We start from the raw sequence: 13744 nt of genomic DNA on the forward strand, positions 1-13744 counted from the left end.
GGTTTCAGGTGCGCGAAGGCGTTAAACAGTGAAAGCATCTTGCAGCAGTTTTTCCTGCTGCTCGGCGTGCATCGATGCGTAACCGCATGCAGGTGCAGCCGAGGCTTCACGGCCCGCGTACTCGAGTACGAGCGACTTGTCGTGATTACCAACGATGCGGCGCATGTGGTGCTGGCTGCAGTACCAGGCACCCTGGTTCATCGGCTCTTCCTGACACCAAACGACATGTTTGAGGTTGGTGTACGGAGCCAGGACTTCGTTCAAGTCGTCCTCAGGGAACGGGTACAGTTGCTCGATACGCACGATGGCGATGTCGTCGCGGCCTTCGGCACGGCGTTTTTCCAGCAGGTCGTAGTAGACCTTGCCGCTGCACAGAACCAGACGATTCACGCCTTTTGGATCCTGGGCATCGATTTCCGGAATAACGGTCTGGAACGAACCTTCCGCCAGATCTTCCAGGGTCGAGATGGCCAGTTTGTGACGCAGCAGCGATTTCGGAGTCAGGACCACCAGCGGCTTGCGCAGCGGGCGAATCACCTGACGACGCAGCAGGTGGTAGATCTGGGCCGGGGTGGTCGGCATGCAGACCTGGATGTTGTGCTCGGCGCACAACTGCAGGTAACGCTCCAGACGAGCCGAAGAGTGCTCCGGACCCTGACCTTCATAACCGTGCGGCAGCAGCATGGTCAGACCGCAGAGACGGCCCCACTTGTGCTCGCCACTGGTGATGAACTGGTCGATCACCACCTGGGCACCGTTGGCGAAGTCGCCGAACTGGGCTTCCCAGATCACCAGCGCGTTTGGCGTGGTGGTCGAGTAACCGTATTCGAACGCCAGTACGGCTTCTTCGGACAGGAACGAATCGTACAGATCGAAACGTGGCTGGCCTTCGTACAGGTGCTGCAGCGGAATGTAGGTGCTGGCGTCTTTCTGGTTGTGCAGGACCGCATGACGGTGCGAGAACGTACCGCGGCCGATGTCCTGGCCGGTCATGCGGATCGGGTGACCTTCGAACGCCAGGGTCGCGTATGCCATGGTTTCGGCATAACCCCAGTTGATCGGCAGGCCGCCGGCTTGCATCTTCTGACGGTCTTCGTAGATCTTCGCGACCTGGCGCTGAACCACGAAGCCTTCCGGCAGCTCCAGCAGCTTGGCGGACAGTTCCTGCAGGGTCTTCAGATCGAAGGTGGTGTCGTGACGCGCAGTCCAGGCGTGGCCCAGATATGGACGCCAGTCCACGAACAGCTCTTTGTTCGGCTCTTTGACCAGGCTCTTCACGACGTGCAGGCCGTTGTCCAGCGCGTTGCGGTATTCGTCGACTTTCGCCTGAACACGCTCGGCGTCGAGCACGTTGGCCTGGACCAGACGATCGGCATACAGCTCACGGGTGGTGCGCTGTTTGGCGATCTGCTGGTACATCAGAGGCTGGGTGCCGCTTGGCTCGTCCGCTTCGTTGTGGCCGCGACGACGGTAGCAGACCAGGTCGATCACCACATCGCGCTTGTACTGCATGCGGTAGTCGATGGCCAGCTGGGTCACGAACAGTACGGCTTCCGGATCATCACCATTCACATGGAGGATCGGCGCCTGGATCATTTTCGCGACGTCGGTGGCGTACTCGGTGGAACGCGAGTCCAGCGGGTTGCTGATGGTGAAACCGACCTGGTTGTTGATCACGATGTGCACGGTACCGCCGGTCTTGAAACCGCGGGTCTGCGACATCTGGAAGGTTTCCATCACCACGCCTTGACCTGCGAATGCAGCGTCACCGTGGATGGAGATTGGCAGAACCTTGTCACCGGTCTGGTCGTTGCGACGATCCTGGCGGGCGCGCACCGAACCCTCGACCACTGGCGAAACGATTTCCAGGTGGGACGGGTTGAAGGCCATGGCCAGGTGAACTTCACCGCCGGTGGTCATCACGTTGGACGAGAAGCCCTGGTGGTATTTCACGTCACCGGAGCCCAGCTCGACCTTCTTCTTGCCTTCGAACTCGTCGAACAGCTCGCGCGGGTTCTTGCCGAAGGTGTTGACCAGGACGTTGAGGCGACCACGGTGGGCCATGCCGATCACGACTTCCTTGGTGCCGTAGGAACCGGAACGCTGGATCAGCTCGTCGAGCATCGGGATCAGGCTTTCGCCGCCTTCCAGGCCGAAACGCTTGGTGCCCGGGTACTTGGTGCCCAGGTATTTTTCGAGGCCTTCAGCTGCGGTGACGCGCTCGAGCAGGTGACCCTTGATATCCGTGGAGTAGGTCGGACGGCCGCGCACGCTTTCCAGACGCTGCTGGAACCACTGGCGCTGCTCGGAATCGGTGATGTGCGTAAATTCAGCGCCGATGGTGCGGCAATATGTCTGCTGCAACGCTTCGTGAATTTCGCGTAGGCTCGCTTCCTCTTTGCCGATGAACAGGTCGCCGGCACGGAAGGTCGTATCAAGATCGGCATTGGTCAAGCCGTAATGATTGATTGACAGGTCTGCAGGTGCAGGACGCTGCCACAGCCCCAGCGGGTCAAGCTGGGCTGCCTGGTGGCCACGCATACGGTAGGCCTGGATCAATCGCAGCACTTCAACTTGCTTCTTCTCGTGCTCGCTGCTCACGCTACCGGCGGATACCGGCTGGGCGCGGCGCTGGTTCTTTGCCAGCAACACGAAATGATCGCGGATTGTCGAGTGCGAAACATCGATGGCAGTGCTGCCGTCGGTAGGCAACTTCTGGAAGTAAGTGCGCCACTCTTCTGGCACAGCGTTAGGGTCGTGCAGGTAGAGCTCGTAGAGCTCTTCCACATAGGCAGCGTTACTACCGGATAGGTAGGCGCTGTTCCACATGCGCTGCATCACGCTTTCTTGCATGCTTGGTCACCCTCGGTTAGGGGAACACCACCGGCGAAGACACCGAGCAAACTTGCAAAAGTCCGAGTGCAGCGACCAAAACAAGCCACTTAGGATCACGCTGATAGTCCGGGTACCAGCCCGGATGCCCCTGCTTGTCTCATTTCTTCAAAATACGAGCGGCAACTTTGTGAGCTGCTGCTCAGCTTAAAACTACGGCGCCGGTTGAAGCCTGCGCCGTAGCCTCTACGGGTACAGCGGTCCTGCCTTTACAACACAGCTGGGTTACAGCAGCTGAATCACACGCCGCTCGAGAGCAGCATGTTACGTATGTGACCGATGGCCTTAGTCGGGTTCAGGCCTTTCGGACAAACGTTGACGCAGTTCATGATGCCGCGGCAGCGGAATACGCTGAACGGATCATCCAGCGAAGCCAGACGCTCGGACGTCTTGGTGTCGCGGCTGTCTGCCAGGAAGCGATAGGCTTGCAGCAGTGCAGCTGGACCCAGGAACTTGTCCGGGTTCCACCAGAAGGACGGGCAGGAAGTCGAGCAGCAAGCGCACAGGATGCACTCGTACAGACCATCGAGCTTTTCGCGCTCTTCAGGGGACTGCAGACGTTCGATGGCCGGAGCCGGCGTGTCGTTCTGCAGGAATGGCTTCACCTTCTCGTATTGCTTGTAGAAGATGCTCATATCGACGACCAGGTCACGGATAACCGGCAAACCTGGCAGCGGACGAACAACCAGCTTGTTGTTCTTTACCACGGCAGACAGCGGCGTGATGCACGCCAGGCCGTTCTTGCCGTTGATGTTCATGCCGTCGGAACCGCAAACGCCTTCACGGCAGGAGCGACGATAGGAGAAACCTTCGTCCTGCTCTTTGATCAGCGCCAGTACGTCCAGCACCATCAGATCCTTGCCACCGGTGTCGACCTGGAAAACCTGGGTTTTCGGCGCGGAGTCGGTGTCAGGGTTGTAACGATAAACTTCGACTTGCAACATATCGATCACCCTTTAGTAAGTCCGGACTTTTGGTTCAAAAGTCGGAACAGTCTTCGGCGAGAAGTTAACGGCACGCTTGGCAACGCGCTTCTCACCCGGGAAGTACAGGGTGTGGCACAGCCAGTTTTCGTCGTCGCGGTCTTCGAAGTCTTCACGGGCATGAGCGCCGCGGGACTCTTTGCGCACTTCGGCAGCGATGGCGGTGGCTTCGGCCACTTCCAGCAGGTTCTGCAGTTCCAGTGCTTCGATACGGGCAGTGTTGAACGCCTGCGACTTGTCGTTGATCTTGACGTTGGCGATACGGGTACGCAGCTCGGCCAGCTGGGCAATGCCCTTCTGCATGTATTCGCCGGTACGGAATACGCCGAAGTAGTTCTGCATGCAGCTTTGCAGCTCGCGACGCAGGGTAGCCACATCTTCGCCATCAGTACGCTCGTTGAGAGCGTTCAGGCGTGCCAGTGCAGCCTCGATGTTGGCGTCGGTCGCGTCATCGTATTCGATGCCGTCGGTCAAGGCTTTTTCCAAGTGCAGGCCGGCAGCGCGGCCGAATACCACCAGGTCGAGCAGCGAGTTGCCGCCCAGGCGGTTGGCACCGTGAACCGATACACAAGCCACTTCGCCCACAGCGAACAGACCGTGGATGATCTCATCCACGCCTTCGGCGTTCTGGGTGATTGCCTGGCCATGAATGTTGGTCGGCACGCCGCCCATCATATAGTGGCAAGTTGGAACTACTGGTACTGGAGCAACCACCGGGTCAACGTGAGCGAAAGTCTTGGACAGTTCGCAGATGCCTGGCAGACGGCTGTGCAGCACTTCCTCGCCCAGGTGGTCGAGCTTGAGCATCACGTGGTCGCCATTCGGACCACAACCGTTGCCGGCGATGATTTCTTTAACCATCGAACGGGCAACAACGTCACGACCGGCAAGGTCCTTGGCGTTCGGAGCATAACGCTCCATGAAACGCTCGCCGTGCTTGTTGATCAGGTAACCACCTTCACCACGGCAACCTTCGGTCACCAGTACACCGGCGCCGGCGATGCCGGTCGGGTGGAACTGCCACATTTCAATGTCTTGTACCGGCACGCCGGCACGCAGCGCCATGCCGACACCGTCACCGGTGTTGATCAGGGCGTTGGTGGTGGATGCGTAGATACGACCCGCGCCGCCGGTCGCCAATACGGTGGCTTTCGCGCGGATGTAGGTGGTTTCGCCGGTTTCGATGCAGATCGCGATCACACCGACGAACGCGCCTTCCTGGTTCTTCACCAGGTCAACGGCGTAGTACTCGTTCAGGAAGGTGGTGCCGGCTTTCAGGTTGCCCTGATAAAGGGTGTGCAGCAGCGCGTGACCGGTACGGTCGGAAGCTGCGCAGGTACGGGCAGCCTGGCCGCCTTTACCGTAATCCTTGGACTGACCGCCGAAAGGACGCTGGTAGATACGACCGGTTTCGGTGCGGGAGAACGGCAGACCCATGTGGTCCAGTTCGAAAACCGCGGCCGGGCCTTCCTGACACATGTATTCGATAGCGTCCTGGTCACCGATATAGTCGGAACCCTTGACGGTATCGTACATGTGCCAGCGCCAGTCATCGTTCGGGTCGGCCGACGCGATGGCGCAGGTGATGCCGCCCTGAGCCGACACAGTGTGCGAGCGGGTCGGGAACACCTTGGTGATCACTGCAGTCTTGTGGCCGCCCTGGGCCAGCTGCAATGCGGCACGCATGCCGGCGCCGCCGCCACCAATGATGATGGCGTCGAAAGAAATCGTTGGAATGTTAGCCATGAATCAGATACCCCAGAGAATCTGCACACCCCAGACGAAGTAGGCGAACATTGCAACGCCGCATACTGCCTGGAAAAGGAAACGTACTGCAGTCGCCGATTTGCCCAGCGCCATCGGCGTCAGGTAGTCGGTCGAAATGGTCCACATGCCGACCCAGGCGTGAGCGCCCAGAGCAACCATGGCCAGCAGGCTGAAGATACGCATCCAGTTGTTGGAGAACAGTGCGTGCCATTGCTCGTAGCCAAGGCCCGGGTTCGCAACGAGGTATCCGATCAGGAAGATGAAATAAGCCGCGAGAACGACCGCAGACACACGTTGTGCCATCCAGTCATAGAGGCCCGAACGCGACAGGTTCGTGACGTTAGTTACCATATCCAAACTCCTGCCAGAACGATTACCACCACGGATACGGCGATAACGATTTTAGAGCCCAGCTTGCCGCCTTCCAGCGTCTCACCGATGCCCATGTCCATGATCAAATGGCGCACACCGGCAACCAAGTGATACAGCAAGGCGGACAGGATGCCCCAAATCACTAGCTTGGCTAGCGGACTGGTCAGACACGCTTTCACCTCGCCGAAGCCTTCCTCGGAGCTGAGCGACTTGTCCAATGCATAAAGCATGATGGCAAGGCTCACAAAGAGGATGACACCGGAAATACGGTGAAGGATGGACGTGTAAGCAGTGACTGGGAGTTTGATGGTCCTTAGGTCTAGGTTTACAGGTCGTTGGCTATTCACGGCTTTTTTCACACTGAAGAGCCCCTAACAATCAGGGCAAAGTTGTTGGGGAGTGCACTGGTCAGGTACCCACCACCCAGGGAGTGACGACCCCCATCAAACCGGGCCCGAAAGCCCATGGCGGTCGGTGGCCGAGTATAGACAGTTAGGCTACTAATGACAACGCAATCACCTTCCCCTAATAGCTCATTGCGTTAGGCGGATAAAAGGCGTAAATGGCGGGGAATTTCGAGGAAAAAGTACGGTTAAAGCCTTCTGGGGCAAGACTTTAGGCAAATTGACATTCGGATTTATCTCACTATAGTGGTGCGGGCCCTGCGTGGGGGGTCTGTCTGATGATTTCAAGCATAAATAGGAGGCCACATGGCTGACAAAAAAGCGCAGTTGATCATCGAGGGCGCAGCCCCCGTCGAGCTGCCCATTTTAACCGGCACCGTTGGTCCCGATGTAATCGATGTTCGGGGCTTGACGGCCACGGGCCGCTTCACCTTTGACCCGGGTTTCATGTCGACCGCCTCCTGCGAGTCGAAAATCACCTATATCGACGGCGACAACGGCATTCTGTTGCACCGCGGCTACCCGATCGAACAGTTGGCTGAAAAGTCGGACTACCTGGAAACCTGCTACCTGCTGCTCAACGGCGAACTGCCGACCGCAGAACAGAAAGCCCAGTTCGTCAGCAACGTGAAGAACCACACCATGGTTCACGAGCAGCTGAAGACTTTCTTCAACGGCTTCCGTCGCGACGCCCACCCGATGGCCGTCATGTGCGGCGTAGTCGGTGCCCTCTCGGCCTTCTACCACGACTCCCTGGACATCAATAACCCGCAGCATCGCGAAATCTCCGCGATCCGCCTGGTTGCCAAGATGCCGACCCTGGCCGCGATGGTTTACAAGTACTCCATGGGCCAACCCATGATGTACCCGCGCAACGACCTGTCGTACGCGGAAAACTTCCTGCACATGATGTTCAACACCCCGTGCGAGATCAAACCGATCAGCCCGGTGCTGGCCAAGGCAATGGACCGGATCTTCATCCTCCATGCCGACCACGAGCAGAACGCATCGACCTCCACCGTACGCCTGGCAGGCTCCTCGGGCGCCAACCCGTTCGCCTGTATCGCTGCCGGTATCGCCGCACTCTGGGGCCCGGCTCACGGCGGCGCCAACGAAGCGGTACTGACCATGCTCGACGAAATTGGCGATGTCTCGAACATCGACAAGTTCATCGCCAAGGCCAAGGACAAGAGCGATCCGTTCAAGCTGATGGGCTTCGGTCACCGCGTCTACAAGAACCGTGACCCACGCGCCACCGTCATGAAGCAGACCTGCGACGAAGTGCTGAAAGAGCTGGGCATCAAGCACGACAAACAACTCGAACTGGCCATGCGCCTGGAAGAGATCGCCCTGACCGACCCGTACTTCATCGAACGCTCGCTGTACCCGAACGTCGACTTCTACTCGGGGATCATCCTCAAGGCCATCGGCATTCCAACCAGCATGTTCACCGTGATCTTCGCCCTGGCGCGTACCGTCGGCTGGATCTCGCACTGGAAAGAAATGCTCTCCAGCCCTTACAAGATCGGCCGCCCTCGCCAGCTGTACACCGGCTACGAGTCGCGCGACATCACCAAGCTGGAAGACCGCAAGTAAGACCTGTTGCCTTGCGCTAACGTCTTGACTGCAGCGGATACGGCCTCTTTATAGAGGCCGTATTTGTTTATGCTCCCCTCCCCCGCCATTTCCCTGTAGCAGCCTGTGTTCGGCCGCACAGCGGATATGGAACGCCAACTCCATCCCCCTCTCACTGAAGAGCTTGCGAGCGCTGCGCGCTCGATCGCAGGCTGCGCCAGCGGCTACAAGGGACGGCCCATTCCTGGAACCAATAAAAATGCCCCCGTCTTTCGACAGGGGCATTGGTTTGCAACTCAGCTTATATATAGAAGCCGATACCCAAAGGCCTTAGTGCGATACCGCCCCGCTGGCGCCCAGGCCGGTCTGCGAGCGTACGAATTGCGGGAAGAACAGCGCCCGCTCATTGTCAGCCGCAGTGGACTTGTCGGTGATGGAGAAGAACCAGATCCCGATAAAGGCAATGATCATCGAGAACAGCGCCGGGTACTCGTAAGGGAAGATGGCTTTCTCATGCCCCATGATCTGCACCCAGATGGTCGGGCCGAGGATCATCAGGCCCACGGCACTGACCAGGCCCAGCCAGCCGCCAATCATCGCACCGCGGGTGGTGAGCTTCTTCCAGTACATGGAAAGCAGCAGTACCGGGAAGTTGCAGCTCGCCGCGATGGAGAACGCCAGGCCGACCATGAACGCGATGTTCTGGCTCTCGAACAGGATGCCCAAGGCAATCGCCAGCACACCCAGGCACACGGTGGTGATCTTCGAGACGCGGATTTCATCCTTCTCGTTGGCCTTGCCCTTCTTGATCACGCTAGCGTACAGGTCATGGGAAACCGCCGAGGCACCGGCCAGGGTCAGGCCAGCCACCACCGCCAGGATAGTGGCGAAGGCCACCGCCGAGATGAAGCCGAGGAACACGCTGCCGCCTACGGCATTGGCCAGGTGCACCGCCGCCATGTTGTTGCCGCCGAGCAGAGCGCCCGCCGCATCCTTGAACGCCGGGTTGGTGCTGACCAGGAGGATCGCGCCAAAACCGATGATGAAGGTCAGGATGTAGAAGTAGCCGATGAAGCCGGTGGCATACAGCACGCTCTTGCGCGCTTCCTTGGCGTCGCTCACGGTGAAGAAGCGCATCAGGATGTGCGGCAGACCCGCGGTACCGAACATCAGCGCCAGGCCGAGGGAGAACGCCGAGATCGGATCCTTCACCAGGCCGCCCGGGCTCATGATCGCTTCACCTTTGGGGTGAACCTTGATGGCTTCGGAGAACAGCATGTTGAAGTCGAAGTTGACATGCTTCATGACCATCAGCGCCATGAACGAAGCGCCGGACAGCAGCAGGACCGCCTTGATGATCTGTACCCAGGTGGTCGCCAGCATGCCGCCGAACAGCACGTACAGCACCATCAGGATACCCACCAGGATCACCGCCACATGGTAATCAAGGCCGAACAGCAGCTGGATCAGCTTGCCGGCACCGACCATTTGCGCGATCAGGTAGAACGCCACCACCACCAGCGAGCCGCAGGCCGACAGCGAGCGGATCTGGGTTTGCCCCAGGCGATAGGACGCCACGTCGGCAAAGGTGTACTTGCCCAGGTTGCGCAGGCGCTCGGCGATCAGGAACAGAATGATCGGCCAGCCCACCAGGAAGCCGATCGAATAGATCAGGCCGTCGTAGCCGGAGGTGAACACCAGGGCGGAAATCCCCAGGAAGGACGCCGCCGACATGTAGTCACCGGCAATCGCCAGGCCGTTCTGGAAACCGGTGATCTTGCCACCCGCGGCATAGTAGTCGGCCGCCGACTTGTTGCGCTTGGAGGCCCAGTAGGTGATGCACAGGGTGGCCCCGACGAACAGCACGAACATGATGATCGCCGAGACATTGAGGGGTTGTTTATGTACTTCGCCGGTCAGGGCGTCGGCCGCCCAGAGACTTGGAGCAAAGGCCGCGACGCTAAAAAAGGCCAATAGACGCCGGATCATTGCTGAGCCTCCTTGAGAATCGCATTGTTCAGGTCGTCGAATTCGCCATTGGCGCGTCGCACGTAGATGCCGGTCAGGACAAAGGCCGCGACAATCAACCCGACACCAATGGGAATGCCCCAGGTGATGGATGATTCAGGACTGAGTTTTGCCCCCAGTACATGGGGTCCGTAGGCAATCAGCAGGATGAAGCCCGAATAGAGCCCGAGCATGACCGCCGACAGTATCCAGGCGAATCGTTCGCGCTTGCTGACCAGCTCCTTGAAACGCGAGCTGTTTTGAATCGAGAGGTAAATGCTGTCGTTCATTGTTTTTATCCTCGCAGCACAGATTTTAGTTGGAACGTAGTCCACTCTATGCAGCTCTGGAGCCGGTTCCAGACGACCTTAGTATTAGAACGACAGCCTCCCTGACAGGCACTTTTACGCCGGGCAAAACAAAAGGCCGCCGGGTGCGAACTCCCGGCGGCCTCGAGACCTGCAAGCTAGACGCCTCGCGATCAGTTAGCGGTCCACTCGGCAACGCGCTCAGGGTGTTTGGCCACCCAGTCCTTGGCCGCGGCTTCCGGCTTGGCGCCCTCTTGAATTGCCAGCATCACCTCGCCGATTTCATCCTTGGAAGCCCACTGGAACTTCTTCAGGAAGGCCGCAACCTCCGGCGCCTTCTTCTCCAGGCCTTTGCTGCCGATGCTGTTGACGGTTTCAGCGGCGCCGTAAACACCTTTCGGATCGTCCAGGAAGCGCAGCTTCCACTTGGCGAACATCCAGTGCGGCACCCAGCCGGTGACCGCGATGGAGTCCTTCTTCTCTTCGGCACGGGTCAGTTCGGCAATCATCGCCGCGCCCGAACTGGCTTGCAGCTTGTAGTCCAGGCCGTAGTCCTTGATGGCCTGGTCGGTCTTGAGCATCACGCCCGAACCGGCATCGATACCGACGATCTTGTTCTTGAAGGTGGTGTCATCCTTCAGGTCGGCGATGCTCTTGGGCTTGACGTACTCCGGCACGATCAGGCCGATTTTCGCGTCCTTGAAGTTGGGACCGTAGTCGACCACCTTGTCCTTGTTCTTGGTCCAGTACTCGCCGTGGGTCACCGGCAGCCAGGCCGACAGCATGGCATCCAGCTTGCCGGTGGCCACGCCCTGCCACATGATCCCGGTTGCCACAGCCTGCAACTTCACGTCATAACCGAGTTTCTGCTTGATCACCTCAGACGCTACATACGTGGTCGCCACACTGTCCGACCAACCGTCGACATAGCCGATGCTCAGGGTTTTGCTATCGGCGCTGGCCAGGGTTGAACTGATCGCAAGTACCAGACCGGCACCTGCGCCTAAGAGTCGTCGCATCTTCATCGTTACTTCCCCGAAAGTGCTGCGCCCGACGGATGCCGAGCCGCGTCAACCTGTTGTTATGGTGCACAGCGCCCTCATCACGCCCCACCAACTTGCTCGAACATCAGCGCGATTGCCCTATGAGAGCCCTGACGCGTCGATCATCAACCTGACGCCAAAGGTGACCTGCTCTGACTGCGACCTCAAAACATTCAGCAACGACACCAGTTCGCCAGTAATCAGGGCATGCCCAAAACAGTCGCCCAATCCCGCCCGAACTTTGCATGTCAAAATCATGCAGGCCACCTGGGCAGCGGCAAATCCGGGTAAGATGCCCGGCTTCGTTTCCTGACGGCCTGACCATGCCCTCGATTGCCCGCTTCCCGCTCCTGCCCTATCTATTCGCCTGCCTGCTGGGAGTCTTCGCGCTCTGCGGTTTCTGGTACGGCCTCGGCCAGCCGGTGGTGCTGCCGGATGTCGCCAGCGCCAGTCACAAGTTGCAATGCGCGTCCTACACCCCGTTCGACAAGGACCAGTCGCCCTTCGACCAGCCGTTCAAGTTGCGCCCGGAGCGCATGGACGCCGACCTGGCATTACTGGCGACCCGCTTCGAGTGCATCCGTACCTATTCCATGACCGGCCTCGAAGCCCTGCCGGACCTGGCGCGCAAGCACGGCCTGAAGCTGATGATCGGCGCCTGGATCAACAGCAACCCGGTGGACAGCGAAAAAGAGGTCGACCTGCTGATCGCCTCGGCCAATGCCAACCCGGATGTGGTGAGCTCGGTGATCGTCGGTAACGAAGCCCTGCTGCGCAAGGAAGTCACCGGCCCGCAACTGGCCAGGCTGATCAACAAGGTCAAGGCTCACGTCAAGCAGCCCGTCACCTACGCGGATGTCTGGGAGTTCTGGCTCAAGCACCCGGAAATCGCGCCGGCGGTGGACTTCCTGACCATCCACCTGCTGCCCTACTGGGAAGACGATCCGTCCAACATCGACGCCGCGCTGAACCATGTGGCCCAGGTGCGCCAGGTGTTCGGCAACAAGTTCGCGCCCAAGGACGTGATGATCGGCGAAACCGGCTGGCCCAGCGAAGGCCGCCAGCGCGAAACCGCCCTGCCGAGCCGGGTCAACGAGGCCAAGTTCATCCGTGGTTTTGTGGTCATGGCCGAACAGAATGGCTGGCATTACAACCTGATCGAAGCCTTCGACCAGCCGTGGAAACGCGCCAGCGAAGGCGCCGTCGGCGGGTACTGGGGACTGTTCGATGCCGACCGCCAGGACAAGGGCGTGCTCGCCGGGCCGGTATCGAACCTGCCTTACTGGCCATTGTGGCTGGGCGTGGGCGGGGTGATCTTCCTCGCCACACTGATCCTCGGTGGCCGGGTCCGCGGAACTCGTGCGGCCTTGGTCCTGCCTTTACTCGGCGCCCTCGCCGCCTGCTCCATTGGCGCCTGGGGCGAGCTGGCGCGAGTCACCAGCCGCTTTGCCGGGGAATGGTTCTGGGCAGGCCTGCTGCTGGCCCTGAACCTGTTGGTGCTGGCCCACGCGGCACTGAGCCTGAGCCCCCAAACCGGCTGGCGCCAGCGCGCTTTCGACAGCCTGGAAAAACGTGCCGGCTGGCTGCTCGCCGCCGCCGGTTTCGCCGCCGCGGTGATGATGCTGGAGCTGGTGTTCGACCCGCGTTATCGCAGTTTCCCCAGCGCCGCCCTGCTCCTGCCAGCCCTGGTCTACCTGTGCCGCCCGGTGCGGGTGCCGCGTCGCGAAATTGCCCTGCTGACCTTTATCGTCGGTGCCGGCATCGCTCCTCAGCTGTATCGCGAAGGCCTGGAAAACCAGCAGGCCTGGGGTTGGGCTCTGGTCAGCGTGCTGATGGTCGCCGCCCTGTGGCGCAGCTTGCGGGCTCGCAAAGCCTGATCAGAACCGTGTAGGAGCGAGGCTTGCCCGCGATGGCGTCGCCGCGGTTTAGCAGTCATACCCCGCGTCATCGTTGATCGCGAGCAAGCTTCGCTCCTACAGAACAGCGCGAGGCGCCCTTACCAGCCGCAAGGCACCGATGACGATGGCAAACACTGCCAGGCTGGTGTTGTAGAGCGCCAGCGCCGGAAAACCGAACAGCAGCGCCAGCACCGCCAGGCTCCAGCCGGCACGACCCGGTATCACGAAGGCGATCAGGGCCGCCGCCAGCGCCGCCCAGCCCATGACCTTGAAGTGGATCAGCAGCCCCAGGCTGGAACGTGCCTGGCACTCCCAGCGGCTGGCTTCGTCGACACAGACGCCGACCCATCGAGCGTCCTCCATGAAGCCGTAGCGCACGCCATAACTGGCGGCCAGCCACAACGGCAGGACAACAAGCAGCAGAATCACGGGAAGACGGCGGGACATGAAGCACTCCGATAAGCGAAAACGGCGCCCAGCATAATCGCCCGAGGC

11 protein-coding genes are annotated in these 13744 nt (G+C 59.9%); 2 read left to right on the plus strand and 9 right to left on the minus strand.

What is annotated here, in order from left to right:
• Positions 1 to 21: 21 nt before the first annotated feature.
• The 5 genes from J4D28_RS04430 to sdhC all read right to left on the minus strand — a co-directional run bounded on the left by J4D28_RS04430 (position 22) and on the right by sdhC (position 6373).
• The gene (locus tag J4D28_RS04430) at positions 22 to 2853 is read right to left on the minus strand and encodes a 2-oxoglutarate dehydrogenase E1 component (RefSeq protein ID WP_009047767.1); all 2832 of its coding nucleotides are present in this window, start codon (positions 2851 to 2853) and stop codon (positions 22 to 24) included.
• 278 nt (positions 2854 to 3131) lie between these two features.
• Positions 3132 to 3836: a succinate dehydrogenase iron-sulfur subunit gene (locus tag J4D28_RS04435; RefSeq protein ID WP_007931501.1), complete on the minus strand. Its 705-nt coding sequence runs from the start codon at positions 3834 to 3836 to the stop codon at positions 3132 to 3134.
• A gap of 12 nt (positions 3837 to 3848) precedes the next feature.
• Positions 3849 to 5621 carry a succinate dehydrogenase flavoprotein subunit gene (gene sdhA, locus J4D28_RS04440; RefSeq protein WP_009047766.1) on the minus strand — a complete coding sequence of 591 codons (1773 nt, stop codon included), beginning with the start codon at positions 5619 to 5621 and terminating at the stop codon, positions 3849 to 3851.
• 3 nt (positions 5622 to 5624) lie between these two features.
• Positions 5625 to 5993 carry a succinate dehydrogenase, hydrophobic membrane anchor protein gene (gene sdhD, locus J4D28_RS04445; RefSeq protein WP_007931497.1) on the minus strand — a complete coding sequence of 123 codons (369 nt, stop codon included), beginning with the start codon at positions 5991 to 5993 and terminating at the stop codon, positions 5625 to 5627.
• The gene (gene sdhC / locus J4D28_RS04450; protein ID WP_169915034.1) at positions 5987 to 6373 is read right to left on the minus strand and encodes a succinate dehydrogenase, cytochrome b556 subunit; all 387 of its coding nucleotides are present in this window, start codon (positions 6371 to 6373) and stop codon (positions 5987 to 5989) included. Before sdhC ends, sdhD begins: the two co-directional genes overlap by 7 nt.
• Before the next feature lie 351 nt (positions 6374 to 6724).
• Between sdhC and gltA the strand changes: the two genes are divergently transcribed.
• Positions 6725 to 8014, plus strand: coding sequence for a citrate synthase (gene gltA, locus J4D28_RS04455; protein ID WP_009047765.1), 1290 nt, complete (start codon positions 6725 to 6727; stop codon positions 8012 to 8014).
• A gap of 309 nt (positions 8015 to 8323) precedes the next feature.
• Here gltA and J4D28_RS04460 read toward each other — a convergent pair whose 3' ends face one another.
• From J4D28_RS04460 to J4D28_RS04470, 3 genes are all read right to left on the minus strand, one after another.
• Positions 8324 to 9982 (minus strand): cation acetate symporter, encoded by a 1659-nt coding sequence (locus J4D28_RS04460; protein ID WP_009047764.1) that lies wholly within the window; start codon positions 9980 to 9982, stop codon positions 8324 to 8326.
• On the minus strand, positions 9979 to 10290 hold the full coding sequence (locus J4D28_RS04465) for a DUF485 domain-containing protein (protein ID WP_007931481.1): 312 nt from the start codon (positions 10288 to 10290) through the stop codon (positions 9979 to 9981). The genes J4D28_RS04460 and J4D28_RS04465 overlap by 4 nt, the downstream gene beginning before the upstream one ends.
• A gap of 191 nt (positions 10291 to 10481) precedes the next feature.
• The gene (locus J4D28_RS04470) at positions 10482 to 11333 is read right to left on the minus strand and encodes a glycine betaine ABC transporter substrate-binding protein (protein WP_009047763.1); all 852 of its coding nucleotides are present in this window, start codon (positions 11331 to 11333) and stop codon (positions 10482 to 10484) included.
• A 341-nt stretch (positions 11334 to 11674) separates the two neighbouring features.
• Between J4D28_RS04470 and J4D28_RS04475 the strand changes: the two genes are divergently transcribed.
• Positions 11675 to 13228 carry a beta-1,6-glucan synthase gene (locus tag J4D28_RS04475; RefSeq protein WP_036985168.1) on the plus strand — a complete coding sequence of 518 codons (1554 nt, stop codon included), beginning with the start codon at positions 11675 to 11677 and terminating at the stop codon, positions 13226 to 13228.
• A gap of 96 nt (positions 13229 to 13324) precedes the next feature.
• On the opposite strand, the gene J4D28_RS04480 is transcribed toward J4D28_RS04475, so the two are convergent.
• Entirely contained in the window at positions 13325 to 13696 is a 372-nt protein-coding gene (locus tag J4D28_RS04480) for a hypothetical protein (RefSeq protein ID WP_009047761.1), read from the minus strand.
• Positions 13697 to 13744 lie beyond the last annotated feature (48 nt).

It is taken from the genome of Pseudomonas sp. GW531-T4, from assembly GCF_017349615.1.
Classification (GTDB): domain Bacteria; phylum Pseudomonadota; class Gammaproteobacteria; order Pseudomonadales; family Pseudomonadaceae; genus Aquipseudomonas; species Aquipseudomonas chlororaphis_I.

What these genes read in the sequence shown, in the direction of transcription:
- J4D28_RS04430 (WP_009047767.1), bottom strand. Translation starts at nt 2,853, where the DNA reads ATGCAAGAAAGCGTGATGCAGCGCATGTGGAACAGCGCCTACCTATCC.
- J4D28_RS04435 (WP_007931501.1), bottom strand. Translation starts at nt 3,836, where the DNA reads ATGTTGCAAGTCGAAGTTTATCGTTACAACCCTGACACCGACTCCGCG.
- sdhA (WP_009047766.1), bottom strand. Translation starts at nt 5,621, where the DNA reads ATGGCTAACATTCCAACGATTTCTTTCGACGCCATCATCATTGGTGGC.
- sdhD (WP_007931497.1), bottom strand. Translation starts at nt 5,993, where the DNA reads ATGGTAACTAACGTCACGAACCTGTCGCGTTCGGGCCTCTATGACTGG.
- gltA (WP_009047765.1), top strand. Translation starts at nt 6,725, where the DNA reads ATGGCTGACAAAAAAGCGCAGTTGATCATCGAGGGCGCAGCCCCCGTC.
- J4D28_RS04460 (WP_009047764.1), bottom strand. Translation starts at nt 9,982, where the DNA reads ATGATCCGGCGTCTATTGGCCTTTTTTAGCGTCGCGGCCTTTGCTCCA.
- J4D28_RS04465 (WP_007931481.1), bottom strand. Translation starts at nt 10,290, where the DNA reads ATGAACGACAGCATTTACCTCTCGATTCAAAACAGCTCGCGTTTCAAG.
- J4D28_RS04470 (WP_009047763.1), bottom strand. Translation starts at nt 11,333, where the DNA reads ATGAAGATGCGACGACTCTTAGGCGCAGGTGCCGGTCTGGTACTTGCG.
- J4D28_RS04475 (WP_036985168.1), top strand. Translation starts at nt 11,675, where the DNA reads ATGCCCTCGATTGCCCGCTTCCCGCTCCTGCCCTATCTATTCGCCTGC.
- J4D28_RS04480 (WP_009047761.1), bottom strand. Translation starts at nt 13,696, where the DNA reads ATGTCCCGCCGTCTTCCCGTGATTCTGCTGCTTGTTGTCCTGCCGTTG.